A 13,496-nucleotide genomic window follows, 5' to 3' on the forward strand; every position below is an offset into this window, starting at 1 on the left:
GCTGTTGGTCAGGACCCATCTTCGCGGAAGGCATTATGGCCAGCGGTCATGCGTACCGCACCAACAGGTCGAACACATGGCCGCACCGACCAGGCTCAGCAGAACGTCAAATCAATCCTTGCCAACGGAGAGCCGTCCACACATGGCGCATTGCAGATCCCGCAGCGGCAGGCCGATCCGATCGGCGGCCGCGCGCGTATCCGGCAAGTCAGGTGGAGCATCCCATGAATGTCGTCGTCGCCTACGTCCTGACCCTGATCGTCCTCGCGGTGATCGATACGGCCTGGCTGGGAACCATGGGGGATCGGTTCTACCGGCCGCCGATCGGCTCCATGCTGGCGGAAAACTTCCGGCTGGCGCCTGCCATCGCCCTCTATGTGCTTATGCGGCGGGCCTAGCTCTGTTCGCCGTCCTGCCGGGCCTGGCTAGGCTCGCAGCATGTCGAGACGCCGGTTGCGGGCGATGGTGAAGATCCAGGTGGCGGCTCGGGCCTTTCGCGCGTCGAACAGGTCGGCCTTGCGCCACACCGTCAGCACGGCGTCCTGCGCGAAATCCTCCGCCGCGCCGGGCGTCGCGGCGCAGGCCTGCGGTGGGGAGGGACGGAGCTGTTCGGGCGCGACTACGCCGACATCCTGGCGGAATGGACCCGTCGGTTCGAGGGCGCATGGGGCGATATCCGCCGGGAAGGCGCAGGCTTCGACGGACGCTTCCGTCGGCTCTGGCGCTTCTATCTCGCCTATTGCGAGGCCGGTTTCCGATCCGTACGGACGTGATCCAGCTTTCGCTGGACCGGATGTCGTAACCGCTAGGCGCTCAGCCCGGAACCCGGGCGATCAGCCTGGGGCGGTGAATGTCGCCTTCCGGGAGCGACCGAAGCGACCGCTTCTGGCGCGAAGCGGGGATCAGGCCGGCGATCAGGGCAGAGCCGGCAGCAGGGTCCGTTGCCGACGATCCTGCGCGCCGGTCCAGTCTGTGATCGTCCGCTTTTTCGCCGTCAGAGGGGTTAAGCCGAGGGCGGCGCGCCGGAACGGGAGACGGGCAGGCGCCAACCCCAGCGGATCGCCGTCATTCGCAGACCGAAGCAGGCCAGGCCGCCGGTGACGGCGACCGAAACGACCGGGAGATGCAGCAGGTCGCCGCCCACCACAATGGCGGCGCCGGCCAAGGCGGCCACCGCATAGAGATCGGAGCGGAGCACGGCGGGAATTTCGGCGAGCAGCACATCGCGGGCGATGCCGCCGCCTACCCCGGTCAGCATGCCCAGCAAGGCGGCCATCACCGGACTTAACCCGAACGCCAGCGCCTTCTCCGTGCCCGCGACGGCGAAGAAGGCCAGTCCGGCGGCGTCGAGCATGCGTACGGGGCTTGTCAGTTTCTCGATGAGCGGCGCCCAGAAGAAGACGATCAACCCGGCGCCGAGCGAGACCGCCAGATAGCGCCAGTCCTGTAGGGCGGCGGGAGGCGTCGCCCCGATCAGGACATCACGCCCGATGCCGCCGAAGCTGGACGCCGCGAATGACAGCACTAGGACGCCGAACACGTCGAGGCGGCGTCGAACGCCCGCCATCGCGCCGCTGAGAGCAAAGGCGAAGGTTCCGCAGAGATCGAGAATGAGGACGAGCGTCCGCTGAACCTCAAGCGCCGTCTGGGATTCAATCATCGCCGCCGCACCGTGGAGGCCCGACCATCACGCCCGATTCCAGGCCATCGCTGCGGCGACCATGGCCTCGACCCCCGTTTCGAGCGTCGGATGCAGCGTCGGCGCGAAGTTCGGGCTGTGGTTGACCGGGAGTTCGTTGATCCGTCCTTCCTTCCTGGCCGTTTCATACACGACGGGATCCGTGCCGCCGACGAACCAGAAGACCGAGGGAGCGTTCCATGCAGTTCCAAAGCACCCGAAGTCCTCGCTGGCTGGCGCAGGGCCGGTATGGCGGACGCGATCGGCCGAAAAATGCGATCGGAACGCTGCGGCGACCCGGTCGCTCGCCGCCTTGTCGTTCACATTGAGAGGATAGCGGTCGAGGGGCGTGATCTCTGGCGGGCGGGGCGCGCCCGACGCCGCGGCTTCGGCGTTCACGATGCGCTCGATGGCGGCGAGCACGCGCCGGCGAACCCCTTCGTCGAAGGTCCGCACGTTCAGCTTGATCAGGGCCTCGTCCGGGATGACGTTCTCCTTGGTTCCGGCTTGCAGCACGCCCACCGTGACCACGGCGGCCTCGTTGGCGGCCACCTCTCGCGAGACGATGGTCTGCAATCGCAGGACCGTGGCGGCGGCCATGACGATCGGATCGATGCTGGCCTGCGGCATCGAACCGTGCGCGCCGCGGCCGAACATGCGGATCTGCAGGCTGTCGGCCGCCGAGGTGATCGGCCCCGCGCTGCCGGCGACCGTGCCCGAAGACCCGACCATGACGTGCTGGCCCAGGACCACGTCGGGCCTTGGAAAGCGCGTGAGCAGGCCGTCCTCGATCATCGCCCGAGCGCCCTGAGCCGTTTCCTCGCCCGGCTGGAACACGGCGATCAGCGTGCCCTTCCAGGCCTCGCGCGTGCGCGCAAACAACGCGGTCGCCCCCATCAGCCATGCGACGTGCATGTCATGGCCGCAGGCATGGGCCACGGGCGTCGTCTTGCCGGACGGGTCGGTCGCAGACGCCTTGCTGGCATAGTCGAGCCCTGTCGCCTCCTGCACCGGCAAGGCGTCCATGTCGGCGCGCAGCATGACGGTCGGGCCCTCGCCGTTGCGCAGCAGGCCGACGACGCCGGTCTGGCCGACGCCGGTCGTCACCTCATAGCCGTTGTCCGCCAGATGCTTCGCCGCGAGGCCGGCGGTCCGGGTTTCCTGCATCGACAGTTCCGGATGGGAATGTACGTCCTTGTAGGCCGCTTCGAGGGTCGGCAGCAGATCATTCAGTTCGGCCAGCAGCCGATTTAGGGCCTCTGTCGCTGGATCATTCATGTCGCTGCTCCCGCAGATCAAGCGAGAGGGGTCGCTTCGCCCAGCATGACAACACAATAGCGACGCGCCCGTTTCCTGGGATGCGGCTTTTAATCTTGGGGATTTTCGGGGACGCGGCGATGTTTCGCGGGGGTTGGGGTTGGTCCAGCCTGCTAGGGGGCTTTCGTGCTGCGCAGGAAGAAGGCCGGATGCGCAGCCACCGCGTCGGCCGCGTCCCTCAGCAGGCGGACGTCCTCAACCTGGGTCGGGGGCAGGTGGTCAGCGACGCGGCGCAGGGCGGCGACGACGCTGTCCGGGTCGACGTTGAGGCCGCGGATCTGTTCCAGAGCGATACGGGCGTCAGACACGGGATGGTTGGCGAGGACCGGCCGCTCGCTCAGGGCGTGAAGCCTGATCGTCGCCTGACCCAGGGTCAGAACCGCCAGACCGCCGGCCACGGCTGAAACTTCCCGGTCGCCGGTCTTGTCGACCCAGCGGGACAGACGCAGCATCCGGTGTTGCAGGCGTGCACGCCAGGTGTCCTGGCGGCGAACGGCGTCGGGGCTCCGCGCCATGGCCTGGACCTCGCTCACCATGACGCCGATCAGGGTGTCCAGTCGCCGCGACAGGGTTGCGGGATAGATGAGCCGATAACCCAGCCAGGCCGCAGCCGGCCCGGCCAGAACCGCCAGGGCGATGGCCAGAGAATGGCTGAGGGAGCCGGTCAGCGGAAAGATGGGCGGCAACAGAAGCAGCAGGTTCATGTTGTAATCGAACGCCCCTTCGCCGGTCCTTCTGTGGCTCATCAGGAAGGGGCCGAGGAGCAGGAAGGGCATGGTCAGGAGAACCAGTTCGATCGGCTGCCTCGCTAGCGGCCAGACCAGCCACCGGCAGATCAGGGCGGCCAGAACGCCCAGCACCACCCCGCGAAACACATAGACTATGGTCCGCGCCGGGAAGTCCATGGACGAAAACACGCTGGTCATGACCGCGGCGCCCAGCATGAGATAGGGGCCCGTGCTCCAGCCGGTGACGACCCAGACTGCGCCCATCAACAGCATGACCGCCAGCGATCGCAAACCGGCCTCTCTTGCGCCGACCCAATCGCGGTGAAGCAGGCCTGTGACCACGCGCTGCGGCCGCTCTGTCGCCGCTCGGTCGCCCAGCAGGCGGTCGCGGACGGCGGTTTCCAGGCCCAGGAGCGCTTCATGCAGTGCGGGATTGCCTGCGGCTGCATCGGCGGCGCGTTCCAGCGAGCCGACAAGGTCAGCAGGGAGGAGGGCGGTCTCGAAGGCGACGGCGGCCTGATCCAGCGCTTCCGAGATGACGGCGGTCGAGGCGGCGTCGGAGGCGGGTGTTGCGGGGCGTAGTAGCCAGACGACGGCGGAGACCTGAGCGACGAGGATCCGGCGCAGACCCCGAGCCTCTTGCCGACTGCGCCATGAGCCGGCGGCCTGGGAGTCCAGCGTTTCCTCGATCAGGGCGGCCTCGGCCAACAGCGGCTGAACGGCGCGATCGTCAGCCGGCTCGTCGCGCAGGTCGCGGGCCATGGCGCGCAGCAGTCGCGCCGTCAGGTTACGTGTGCGGGCGGCCAGCACGCCCTCCGAGCGCCGGGGTGCGAACGCCAGGCCGATTACCATGGCGACCACGACGCCCAGCAGGACCGTCGCCAATCGATCGCCCGCCAACTCCAGGATATGGCTCGGGCGGTTGTAGTCGAGCAGGGCGACCATGGCGGCCGAATAGCCGGCCAGGGTGACGCCATAGGCCACATAACCGCGCTGAAGGTTTCCCGCCGCAGCGCACAGGGCGGTCCAGGCCGAAACAGCGAGGACCAGGATCAGGGGATCGCTGCCCGAGATCAGCAGGAAGGCGACCCCGGCGGCGACGCCGACGACCGTGCCCGCCATCCGGAACAGGCTCTTTTCGATGACCTGACCGCGCATGGGCTGGGATGAAGCCCAGACCGTCATCGCGGACCATTGCGGATGGTCCAGGCCGATGCACCAGCCGATGAGCAGGGCGGCGCAAGCCCCCAGCGCCGTGCGCAGCGTGAAGGGCAGGCGGGCCACGTCAAAGCCCCAGGTCGACAGGGCGGACGAAAGACGCGTGGGGGCGACGGCGGTCACGCCGGCTGAACCGGGACGTCCGTGCGGCTGTCCAGCCGGCGACGAATTTTTTCAAAGGCGGCAAGGGCGGCGGTGATCTCCGCGTCGCTGAGTTCGACCAGCATGTCGTCCTCGGCCTCGGCCAGCGCCCGCGCGATGGCTTCCACGGCCCCGCGCCCGCTCTCCGTCAGAAAGATCAGACGGGCGCGGCGATCAGCGGCGTCGGCGCGTCGCTCGACCAGGCCGCGCGCCTCCAGAATGTCGATCAGCCGGACCAGCGTCGATCCGTCGATGCCGACGCGCGCGGCCAGGGTCTTTTGCAAAACGCCGTCGCCCGATTCCCGAAGATGGATCAGCGGCCCCCAGGTGGCGTCAGTCAGGCCGGTATTGGCCAGCGCCAGATCCAGGGCCTGGCGCCAACGCCGGGCCAGGACGGAGAATTGGATGCCGAACAGGCGGCGGGATGAGGGGACGGTAGACATCTTGTTCTTGCTAACAGAAATGATTTGAATATCAAATTAATTGCATTATCGGGTTCTTGCGAGTGGCGCCGGGCGTGGGGCGGGGCACGCCTCGGGCGGGCGAGGACGGACATAGACATAGGCGATGCGCTCGTCGGTCGCCTGCAGGGCTGCCGTGATCGCGTTGATGCTCTCGCCTATCGCGGGGGCGTCCGCGGCCTGTTTGAAGCTTAGGGTCAAGGCGACAAGGATCGCGCCGGGACCCAGCTGAAGCGTGGCGATATCGATGATTTCGTCTATATCCTCCGCGCGCCGCAGAGCCTCTCGCAGCTTCTCAAGGACCGGACGCGCGACCGCTTCGCCGGCGATCAGGCTGCGGGTTTCATTGGCCAGGACCAGGGCGACGCCGGTGAGCAGCAAGCCGACGCCGATCGAGGCGGCGCCGTCCGCCCAGGCAAAGCCCAGGAAGCTCGAGCCGATAATTCCCAGGGCCGCCAGGGTCAGTCCGATCATGGCGGCGGAATCCTCCAGAATGACCGAGAAGACGTTGGGGTCCTTGGATCCGCGGATAAAGGCCCAGACGCTCACGTCGCGACCGCGCACGATGCGGCGATATTCTCGCAATCCGACGCGCAGCGACGCGCCTTCAAACACGGCGGCGACCGCCAGAACCGCCAGGCTGATCCAGGGCGAACGGATCGGTTCGGGGTTCAGGGCATGACGGACACCCTCGTAGAGGGACACCACGCCGCCCAGAAAGAAAACCATCAGGGCGACTATGAAGGACCAGAAATAGGCCTCCATGCCGTAGCCCAGGGGATGGGTGGGGTCGGCCGGGCGCTGGCTCCGCCTCTGGCCGATGAGCAGAAGCACCTGGTCTCCGCTATCCACCAGAGAGTGAATGGCTTCTGTCGCCATGGCGGTGGAGCCGGAGACGCCGGCGGCCGCGAACTTGGCGATCGCCACGCCGAGGTCTCCGGCCAAGGCGGCGATGACCACGCGGGTCGACGCTGTCGCCATTCTATCGTCGGGACGAGCGAGACTCGCGCCCGATCCCGGGGCGCCGGAGCGGTTTGCGGCGCAACCACAACCCGACGAGGCCGGCGACGATCAGCACGAGCACCAGCAGCATGCTGGCCTGAACCAGGAAGACGAGTGGGCTGGTTGGCCCGCCCGCGCGCAGGATCGCGACCTGTTTGGCCGTGACCTGCGATTGGGGGTTACCCCATTGCTCGGTCAGATAGTTGACCAGGGTGGCCACCTGAATGTCCGACAGGTCGCGCCCGAAGGCCGGCATGTTCACATCGGGCTGCCTGTGCAGGCCGTTCAACACCACCATGACCAGGTTGTCAGGACGCGACCGACCGAGGGCGGCGTTGTGGAAGAGCGAGGGCAGGCCTCCGTCGAAACTGCCCTGACCCTGGGCCTGATGGCAGGTGGCGCAATGGGCGTCATAAAGTTGCGGGCCGGTCATCTGGTCGAGGTTGGCGGGCAGGGCGACGCCCCGTATCGAAGCCAGGTCGTCGCTGGCCTGGCCCCAGGCGAAGGCGGGCCGGGTATCGCCCTTGCGGCGCACCGGCGGGCTCGACTTCAGATAGACGGCGATGGCGCGCAGGTCGGCCTCATCGAGATGCCGAAGGCTGGCGTCGATCGCTTCGGCCATGGGGCCGGCCGCCTGGGCCTTTCCTGCGGCATGCCCGGTGCGGAGATAGCCCGCCAGTTCCTCGACCGACCAGCCGCCGACCCCGCTGACGGGGTCGGAGGTGATGTTGGGGGCGAACCAGCCGCCGAGCGCGGCGCCGGACAGCACGTTCCTGGAGCTTTCGGCCATCAGAATGTTGCGGGGCGTGTGGCACGAACCGCAGTGCGCAGGGCCCTCCACCAGATAGGCCCCCCGATTCCATTCGGCGCTCCGCTCAGGGTCCGGCGCGAAAGGTTTCTTGTTCAGGAACAGCAGGTTCCAGCCCGCCATCGACAGGCGGATGTTGAAGGGGAAGGGCAGGCGGGTCTTCTCAGGCGCCACGTCGACCGGCTGAACCGAATGCATGAAATAGGCATAGAGGGCGCGCGTATCGTCCTCGGTCAGCTTGGCGTAGGCGGTGTAGGGCATGGCCGGATAGAGCTGCGCCCCGTCGGCCCGAACGCCGCCCCTCACCGCACGATCAAACTGGGTGAAGCTGTAGCCGCCGATGCCGTGGGTTCGGGACGGGGTGATATTGGTCGAGACGATGGTCCCCAAGGGCGAGGCCATCTTCAGTCCGCCGGCCATGGATCTTCCACCGGGCGCGGTATGACAGGCGACGCAGTCGCCGGCGATGGCCAGGTATTCGCCACGCTGGATCAGGGCGGCGTCGGCGGTGGTTTGCGCCTGGGCGGGCAAGGCTGCCAGGCCGAGCAGGCCGAGCAGGCCGATGGGCGCCGCCAGGACCGCGAGACGATGAAACAGGTTTGCCAAAAACGTCATTGAGCCCGCGCCCCTTGATCGGCCGCCAAGGTCGGCCTGGAGCCCAGGATGTGGTGGACGCTTCTCAAGGCGACGGCCACGCCGTTCTCGGTCGAGTTGCAGGTGCCGGATGTCGGAAGCACCCCGGTGCTCGCGAAGAAGAGATTTTCGTGGTCGTGCGCGCGACCGTATCCGTCGCACACCGAGGCGCTCGGATCGGCCCCCATGGAGAGCGTGCCGCAGATGTGCTGATTATTGGCGAAATCGCCGTCCTTGCTGGGCTTCAGCTGGGTTCCCCCCATCAGGTCGGCGATGCGCTGGAAATCCCGCTTGGCGCGTTCATGTCCCAGCCGCGTGTAGTCGTCGATGGCGTAGTGGGCCTGGGGTTTGGGAATGCCCATGGCGTCCTTCTGGTCCGACAGGGTGATCCGATTGTCGAGATGAGGCAGGACTTCGAGCACCGTCTTGACGTTCATCTCGTGAGCGGCACTGCGGCGCAGGCGCTTTTCAAACTCGGGGCCGTAGACGCCGGCGGCGATCAGCGCCCTGGTCGCCCCGTCGACGCGCGAAATGTTGGTGAAGTCCAACCGATAGGGCGCATGGCCGGCGCGGAAGGCGCCGTCTCTCATCGTATTGACCGAACTGGGGCTTTGCGGCCCGCGTCCCAGCCACAGAGCCTCCTCGGCGTCGAAGGTCAGGGAGGTGCTGGGGTGGTCCATCAGGTTTCGGCCCATCATGCCGCTGCTGTTGGCCAGGCCCTGCGGATATTTGTCGCTGCTGGACAGCAGCATCAGCCGAGGGCTCTCGATACCGTTGGCGGCGACGATGAAGGTCTTGCCCGTGACCCGATGCGAGCCCTTGTCGGGGTCATAGTAGTGGGCCGCCGTAATGCGCCCGCGCGCGTCGTGCTCCAGGCGATAGACGTTGGCGTTCGGCGCCAGTTTGGCCCCTGCCGCCTCGGCGGACGCGGCGGCGAGGCCGCCGTGATACTGGGCGTCGATGGGACAGATGGGCTGGCAGCTGTTGTTGCCGCAGCAGGGCGGCCGGCCATCATAGCTGCGGCTGTTCCGGGCGGTTGTGTTGCTGACTACGTCGAAGGTTCCGGCCAGTCGCTCGCGAATGCGGCGCATCGCGAACGGCTCCACGACCGGCTCCATGGGGAAGGGCCTGACGCGGGGCGATCCCGTGTTGGGTGCGCCCGAGACCCCCATCAACTCCTCCGCCTCCTGATAGAAGGGTTCGAGGTCGTCGTAGGTGAAAGGCCAGTCGACGCCGACATCGTAGAGGCTCTTGATGCGGAAATCATTGGGCACATTGCGCCAGGCATGGGCGGCCCAGTGCCAGGTCGTGCCGCCTACCTGGCGGATATATTCCGCTGGATAGGGGTAGGGGCCGGCCTGGACCAGATAGCCGTTGTCCTGGGGCTGATAGACGGGGTGCGGCGCCCAGGCCGAAGGCGGATAGGGCGACATCCAATCGCTGCGTCGCGGCGAATTCCGGAACCGCGCGACCAACTGGCCGCGCGTCACGCGCGGGCCCGCTTCGAGGATGAGGACAGACGCGCCGGCTTCGGCCAGGCGGAGTGCGGCCAGCGAGCCGATAATGCCGGAGCCGATGACCACGAAATCGGCGGACTGGTCAGCCATTGGGCGTGATCTCCACGGAGGGGGAGGGCGGCGTGTTTGCGGCGGCAGGGGGTTCGCTGGGAGGCTGGACCGACCAACTGCCATAGGAGCCGTAGGCATAGGTCGGCGGCTTCAGGGCGTCGGACACCATCACTGCATTCAGCGCCGTCTCAAAGGCCAGGCACCGCGCCCTGTCGCCGGCGCCGACGATGCCGAGGCACCAGGCGGTGACGATCTTGCGCGGCACGGCGGCCAGAGGGGATTGCTGCTCGTCCAGGCGGGCCTGCAACTGAAGGGGATCGACCGCCTGTCGATTGATCAGGGTCAGTAGGTCGCGCGCGGCGGCTGGAAAGCCCGCATCATCGGCGGTCAGGGCGTCGAACAGGCGCGCTGCCTGGGCCTGGTCCAGACCCTGACGCCCGACCAGGATGGCTGAAAGCGCCAGAAACGCGCCGCGCTCGGGGGTTGAAGCGGGCTGGGCGGCCGCCCACGGGATCAAGGCCAGCGTGGAGGTCGACAGCAGTCCGGCCAGAAGGGCGCGCCGCCCGAATCCCGACACATGAATCCGGAGGCTCGGCTCCATCGGATCTGGAAGGTCCTCTGTGTCTGGCTGCATGGCGGAACCTGACTTGGTTAAAGATGGGGACCATGGTTTCGGCGCATACTCCGCCCGACGCGCAGGCATCGCCAAGTTCGCGCCAAATCCGACCGTGAGCGAAGCAGATGTCAGTGTCTGCCTCATGAGCCCCGGGGGCCGAAATTTGGCGCGCCACGGATCGAAAGGGCGCCTTGTGCATATAAGCCTTGAAACGAGATGGCGTTGCCTCGCCGGCGAACGTTTAAGCTTGCTGGAGATACGGAATGAATTCCCAGCTGCTGGCGGGAGTTGCACTGGCCTCTTTGGTGGGTTTTGGCGGTTGTCAGGCTCCGGCCGGAAAGGCGGTGGAGGCGGTGACGGTCTCTCCGGCGGCCATGGCTCGGATTGGCACGGTCGACGAACGTTTCCAGTCCTATAACGTCGAAATGCTGGAAGTGACGGGTGGGGCGTTCTGGAAGCCCTACGGGGCGACCAGCAACAGTCCGCCGGCTGCGAGCGATGCGCCGACGCCGGCCGGTATGGACCCGAATATCTACCAGTACCGCCCGCCGATGGATCTCGCCAATCCGCGGCTTCGCACACTGGCTGCGGCCTTGGGGCCAGCCTATGTCCGTGTCAGCGGCACCTGGGCCAACACCACTTATTTCGCGGACAGCGACACGCCCCCGACCAATCCTCCACCAGGATTTAACGGCGTTCTGACGCGTGCGCAGTGGAAGGGGGTCGTCGACTTCGCGAAGGCGGTCGACGGCGAGATCGTCACCTCCTTCACCGACAGCCCCGGGGTGCGGGACGCCAGCGGTAAATGGACGTCAGATCAGGCGCAGCTTTGGCTGGATTACACCCGGCAGGTCGGGGGACGGATCGCCGCCGCTGAATATATGAACGAACCGTCGTTGGCCGCCATGGGCGGGGCGCCCGAGGGTTATAGCGCTGCCGACTATGGCCGTGACTTCAAGCTGTTCAAGGCATTCGCGGATCGTGCCGCGCCCGACATGCTCATTCTCGGCCCGGGTTCGGTGGGCGAGACGCCGGGGCCGTGGTCGATGGACTATGGAGCCTTGCCGATCATCAAGACGGCCGACCTGCTGGCCGCGTCGGGGCCGGGCGTGGACGCCTTCTCCTATCACCACTATGGCGCCGCATCGCAGCGTTGCGCCGCGACGGGAATGCCGCAGACGACTGAACAGGCGGCCCTGTCTGAGGAATGGCTGGGCCGTACCAGCCAGACCCTGGCCTTCTATGGCGGACTGCGGGATCAGTATGAACCTGGCAAGCCGATGTGGCTGACAGAAGTCGCGGACGCGGCGTGCGGCGGCAACCCATGGGCGGGAACCTTCACCGACAGCTTCCGCTATCTCGACCAGTTGGGCCGTCTAGCGAAGGCAGGGGTTCAGGTCGTGGCGCACAACACCCTGGTCGCCAGCGACTACGGCCTCCTGAACGACCAGACGCTCGAGCCCAAGCCCAACTACTGGGCCGCCCTGTTGTGGCGGCGGCTGATGGGGACGACCGTCCTGGACTCGGGAGTGCCGATCCAGGAGGGGCTTCATGTCTACGCCCAGTGCCAGCGTGGCGCGCCCGGCGGCGTGACGCTTCTGGTCATCAACAATGATCGTAAGACAAGCCGTTCGCTGCGCCTGCCCCTAGCTTCGGAGCGCTATACGCTGGACGCTGAAAAGTTGAACGACAAGGTTGTGCGTCTGAATGGACAACCGCTGGGCCTGGGACCAAATGATGCTCTGCCGGCTCTGCAAGGGGCGGCGACGCCGGCGGGCGCGGTGGTCTTCGCCCCGGCGACGATCAGCTTCCTGGCTGTTCCGACGGCGAACAATCCAGCGTGCCATTAGGATCGAGCAATGGCGCGGGCTTCCTCGGAAGACCCGCGCCTTGACGCCTAGATGCGCCGTTGCACGGCTCGCTGCTTCTGGAGACGCCATGTCGCAAGCCGCGACGGCAGACGCCAGGTGCTGCGCTAGGCCAGATCGACTTCGGGTTCTGAAGTGGGGCGACCGCGTCGGTCGGCCCTGTTCGGCGCATCCCTTTCAGCTTGGCTGGAGAATACCGTTGTCCTCGGGGCAGAGACGCGTCACGAGGGGCTAGGATTAATGAATGTCGAGACCATCGTGACTGAAGCTGAACGTATTGCGGCCCTGCTCGACATCGTCGACGAGACCCGGACCCAAGATGGGGCGAACAGCAACCAGCTTGCGGTGCTGGGACTGGTTGAGCGGTCCGGCAAGGGTGGCTTACGGCTCACCAACGCCGGCTGGAACCTGCTGGGCGGCCTGGGGCGCGCCTTCAGAACCGAGTACGGGGCGATGGACGCCCGCATTCCCTGATGAACCGGCAGGTCCTCGCCCGCTGCGGCAGGCTTGCATGTACGACAATCCTCCCTTTCGACGGGTCGCTGAGTGATTGCCTCCCAACACGGAACTCGGATGCCGCAGGTTAACGACACCGTTCATATCCGCTTCTCGCTGCGAGGCATGGGCGGGCCGTTCTGGCAGACGAACGTCACCGTGGCCTCCGTCAACGGCGCCGCGCTCCTGCTCGATGGGCTGGATCGACAGGTGCCCGCTGCAGCGTCGGAACTGAAGCGCGCCGGACCCGGACGCTGGACGCTCGACTGGGAAGTCAGGCCCCGTCCCTGATACAACCGGGCGGTTCAGCGCGCAGGACGGGGCATAGCCAGGCCATCAGATGCCACGCTTTGAGTTAAAGGCCGATGTGGCCGAGCCCACCGGCTCTGACCACGCGGCGTCCGAGCGCCTACTTCTTCCGGAACTGGTCCAGGGAGACGACCTTGGGACCGTCGTCGTCGCCCGAGGGCGGCGGCGTGGCGGCGTTCGGGTCGCGGGCCGGGGGCGACAGAGGCGCGATCTCCGCCTCGATGATCTCGGGCTCTTCGAACTGCAGCAGGAACTGGACGCTGGGGTCGTAGAAGCGGGTCACGGCCGAATAGGGCGCCGACAGCACCTTCGGCATGCCGCCGAACTTCAGCATGACCGAGAAGCGGTCGTGGTCGACGCTCAGGTCCCAGTACTGGTGCTGCAGCACGATGGTCATTTCGTCGGGGTATTTGGCCAGCACGTCAGGCGGCACCGAGACGCCCGGCGCCCGCGTCTTGAACGTGATGTAGAAATGGTGCGCGCCGGGGATGCCGTCGGGCTCGGCGGCGCGTTCAAGCGCCGAGCGGATCACGCCGCGCAGAGCGTCCTGGGCGAGTTGCTCGTAGTGCATCTCGTCAACCGGGGGGGACTGATCCGTCATCGGGGGCCTCGAAACTGGGAACGCCCGACTGTTACCCGCGACAGGCGAGCGAC

At 66.9% G+C, this 13,496-nt stretch carries 15 protein-coding genes; 5 read left to right on the forward strand and 10 right to left on the reverse strand.

The genetic code is table 11. The features are described from left to right. The coding region (locus AC1DJ5_RS01705) for a hypothetical protein (RefSeq protein ID WP_477019481.1) at positions 1-228 on the forward strand (228 nt) is incomplete at its 5' end. Further along, positions 225-398, forward strand: a complete 174-nt coding sequence (locus AC1DJ5_RS01710) for a DUF2177 family protein (protein ID WP_477019482.1) — start codon at positions 225-227, stop codon at positions 396-398. The genes AC1DJ5_RS01705 and AC1DJ5_RS01710, both read left to right, overlap by 4 nt. 27 nt (positions 399-425) lie before the next feature. On the opposite strand, the gene AC1DJ5_RS01715 is transcribed toward AC1DJ5_RS01710, so the two are convergent. From AC1DJ5_RS01715 to AC1DJ5_RS01755, 9 genes are all read right to left on the reverse strand, one after another. Continuing rightward, positions 426-740, reverse strand: a complete 315-nt coding sequence (locus AC1DJ5_RS01715; protein WP_477019677.1) for a sigma factor — start codon at positions 738-740, stop codon at positions 426-428. A gap of 263 nt (positions 741-1,003) precedes the next feature. Continuing rightward, positions 1,004-1,660 carry a trimeric intracellular cation channel family protein gene (locus AC1DJ5_RS01720; protein WP_441453678.1) on the reverse strand — a complete coding sequence of 219 codons (657 nt, stop codon included), beginning with the start codon at positions 1,658-1,660 and terminating at the stop codon, positions 1,004-1,006. A gap of 27 nt (positions 1,661-1,687) precedes the next feature. After that, positions 1,688-2,956, reverse strand: coding sequence for a M20 family metallopeptidase (locus tag AC1DJ5_RS01725; protein ID WP_441453676.1), 1,269 nt, complete (start codon positions 2,954-2,956; stop codon positions 1,688-1,690). Between the two features lie 152 nt (positions 2,957-3,108). Beyond that, positions 3,109-5,064 (reverse strand): FUSC family protein, encoded by a 1,956-nt coding sequence (locus AC1DJ5_RS01730; protein WP_477019483.1) that lies wholly within the window; start codon positions 5,062-5,064, stop codon positions 3,109-3,111. Beyond that, complete coding sequence (locus tag AC1DJ5_RS01735; protein ID WP_441453672.1) at positions 5,061-5,525, reverse strand: MarR family winged helix-turn-helix transcriptional regulator; 465 nt, start codon at positions 5,523-5,525, stop codon at positions 5,061-5,063. Before AC1DJ5_RS01735 ends, AC1DJ5_RS01730 begins: the two co-directional genes overlap by 4 nt. A 45-nt stretch (positions 5,526-5,570) precedes the next feature. Further along, positions 5,571-6,524, reverse strand: coding sequence for a cation diffusion facilitator family transporter (locus AC1DJ5_RS01740; protein ID WP_477019484.1), 954 nt, complete (start codon positions 6,522-6,524; stop codon positions 5,571-5,573). A 1-nt stretch (position 6,525) separates the two neighbouring features. After that, entirely contained in the window at positions 6,526-7,968 is a 1,443-nt protein-coding gene (locus AC1DJ5_RS01745) for a c-type cytochrome (RefSeq protein WP_477019485.1), read from the reverse strand. Then, positions 7,965-9,593 carry a GMC family oxidoreductase gene (locus tag AC1DJ5_RS01750; RefSeq protein ID WP_477019486.1) on the reverse strand — a complete coding sequence of 543 codons (1,629 nt, stop codon included), beginning with the start codon at positions 9,591-9,593 and terminating at the stop codon, positions 7,965-7,967. Before AC1DJ5_RS01750 ends, AC1DJ5_RS01745 begins: the two co-directional genes overlap by 4 nt. Further along, on the reverse strand, positions 9,586-10,155 hold the full coding sequence (locus tag AC1DJ5_RS01755) for a sugar dehydrogenase complex small subunit (RefSeq protein ID WP_477019487.1): 570 nt from the start codon (positions 10,153-10,155) through the stop codon (positions 9,586-9,588). Before AC1DJ5_RS01755 ends, AC1DJ5_RS01750 begins: the two co-directional genes overlap by 8 nt. A 278-nt stretch (positions 10,156-10,433) precedes the next feature. Here AC1DJ5_RS01755 and AC1DJ5_RS01760 point away from each other — a divergent pair, with 278 nt between their 5' ends. The 3 genes from AC1DJ5_RS01760 (at position 10,434) to AC1DJ5_RS01770 (ending at position 12,824) form a co-directional block, all read left to right on the forward strand. Beyond that, on the forward strand, positions 10,434-12,020 hold the full coding sequence (locus AC1DJ5_RS01760; RefSeq protein WP_477019488.1) for a glycosyl hydrolase family 79 N-terminal domain-containing protein: 1,587 nt from the start codon (positions 10,434-10,436) through the stop codon (positions 12,018-12,020). A 258-nt stretch (positions 12,021-12,278) separates the two neighbouring features. Next, positions 12,279-12,512, forward strand: coding sequence for a hypothetical protein (locus AC1DJ5_RS01765; protein WP_441453660.1), 234 nt, complete (start codon positions 12,279-12,281; stop codon positions 12,510-12,512). A gap of 99 nt (positions 12,513-12,611) precedes the next feature. Further along, positions 12,612-12,824: a hypothetical protein gene (locus AC1DJ5_RS01770; RefSeq protein ID WP_441453658.1), complete on the forward strand. Its 213-nt coding sequence runs from the start codon at positions 12,612-12,614 to the stop codon at positions 12,822-12,824. Positions 12,825-12,942: 118 nt separating this feature from the next. Here AC1DJ5_RS01770 and AC1DJ5_RS01775 read toward each other — a convergent pair whose 3' ends face one another. After that, positions 12,943-13,443 (reverse strand): SspB family protein, encoded by a 501-nt coding sequence (locus tag AC1DJ5_RS01775; protein ID WP_477019489.1) that lies wholly within the window; start codon positions 13,441-13,443, stop codon positions 12,943-12,945. Positions 13,444-13,496: the final 53 nt, after the last annotated feature.

The organism is Brevundimonas sp. 01N35 (genome assembly GCF_056399785.1).

Excerpts from the sequence above, each read along its gene's own strand:
- AC1DJ5_RS01755 (WP_477019487.1), bottom strand. The coding sequence starts at position 10,155 with ATGGAGCCGAGCCTCCGGATTCATGTGTCGGGATTCGGGCGGCGCGCC.
- AC1DJ5_RS01720 (WP_441453678.1), bottom strand. The coding sequence starts at position 1,660 with ATGATTGAATCCCAGACGGCGCTTGAGGTTCAGCGGACGCTCGTCCTC.
- AC1DJ5_RS01765 (WP_441453660.1), top strand. The coding sequence starts at position 12,279 with ATGAATGTCGAGACCATCGTGACTGAAGCTGAACGTATTGCGGCCCTG.
- AC1DJ5_RS01750 (WP_477019486.1), bottom strand. The coding sequence starts at position 9,593 with ATGGCTGACCAGTCCGCCGATTTCGTGGTCATCGGCTCCGGCATTATC.
- AC1DJ5_RS01760 (WP_477019488.1), top strand. The coding sequence starts at position 10,434 with ATGAATTCCCAGCTGCTGGCGGGAGTTGCACTGGCCTCTTTGGTGGGT.
- AC1DJ5_RS01710 (WP_477019482.1), top strand. The coding sequence starts at position 225 with ATGAATGTCGTCGTCGCCTACGTCCTGACCCTGATCGTCCTCGCGGTG.
- AC1DJ5_RS01775 (WP_477019489.1), bottom strand. The coding sequence starts at position 13,443 with ATGACGGATCAGTCCCCCCCGGTTGACGAGATGCACTACGAGCAACTC.
- AC1DJ5_RS01725 (WP_441453676.1), bottom strand. The coding sequence starts at position 2,956 with ATGAATGATCCAGCGACAGAGGCCCTAAATCGGCTGCTGGCCGAACTG.
- AC1DJ5_RS01735 (WP_441453672.1), bottom strand. The coding sequence starts at position 5,525 with ATGTCTACCGTCCCCTCATCCCGCCGCCTGTTCGGCATCCAATTCTCC.
- AC1DJ5_RS01770 (WP_441453658.1), top strand. The coding sequence starts at position 12,612 with ATGCCGCAGGTTAACGACACCGTTCATATCCGCTTCTCGCTGCGAGGC.
- AC1DJ5_RS01740 (WP_477019484.1), bottom strand. The coding sequence starts at position 6,524 with ATGGCGACAGCGTCGACCCGCGTGGTCATCGCCGCCTTGGCCGGAGAC.
- AC1DJ5_RS01745 (WP_477019485.1), bottom strand. The coding sequence starts at position 7,968 with ATGACGTTTTTGGCAAACCTGTTTCATCGTCTCGCGGTCCTGGCGGCG.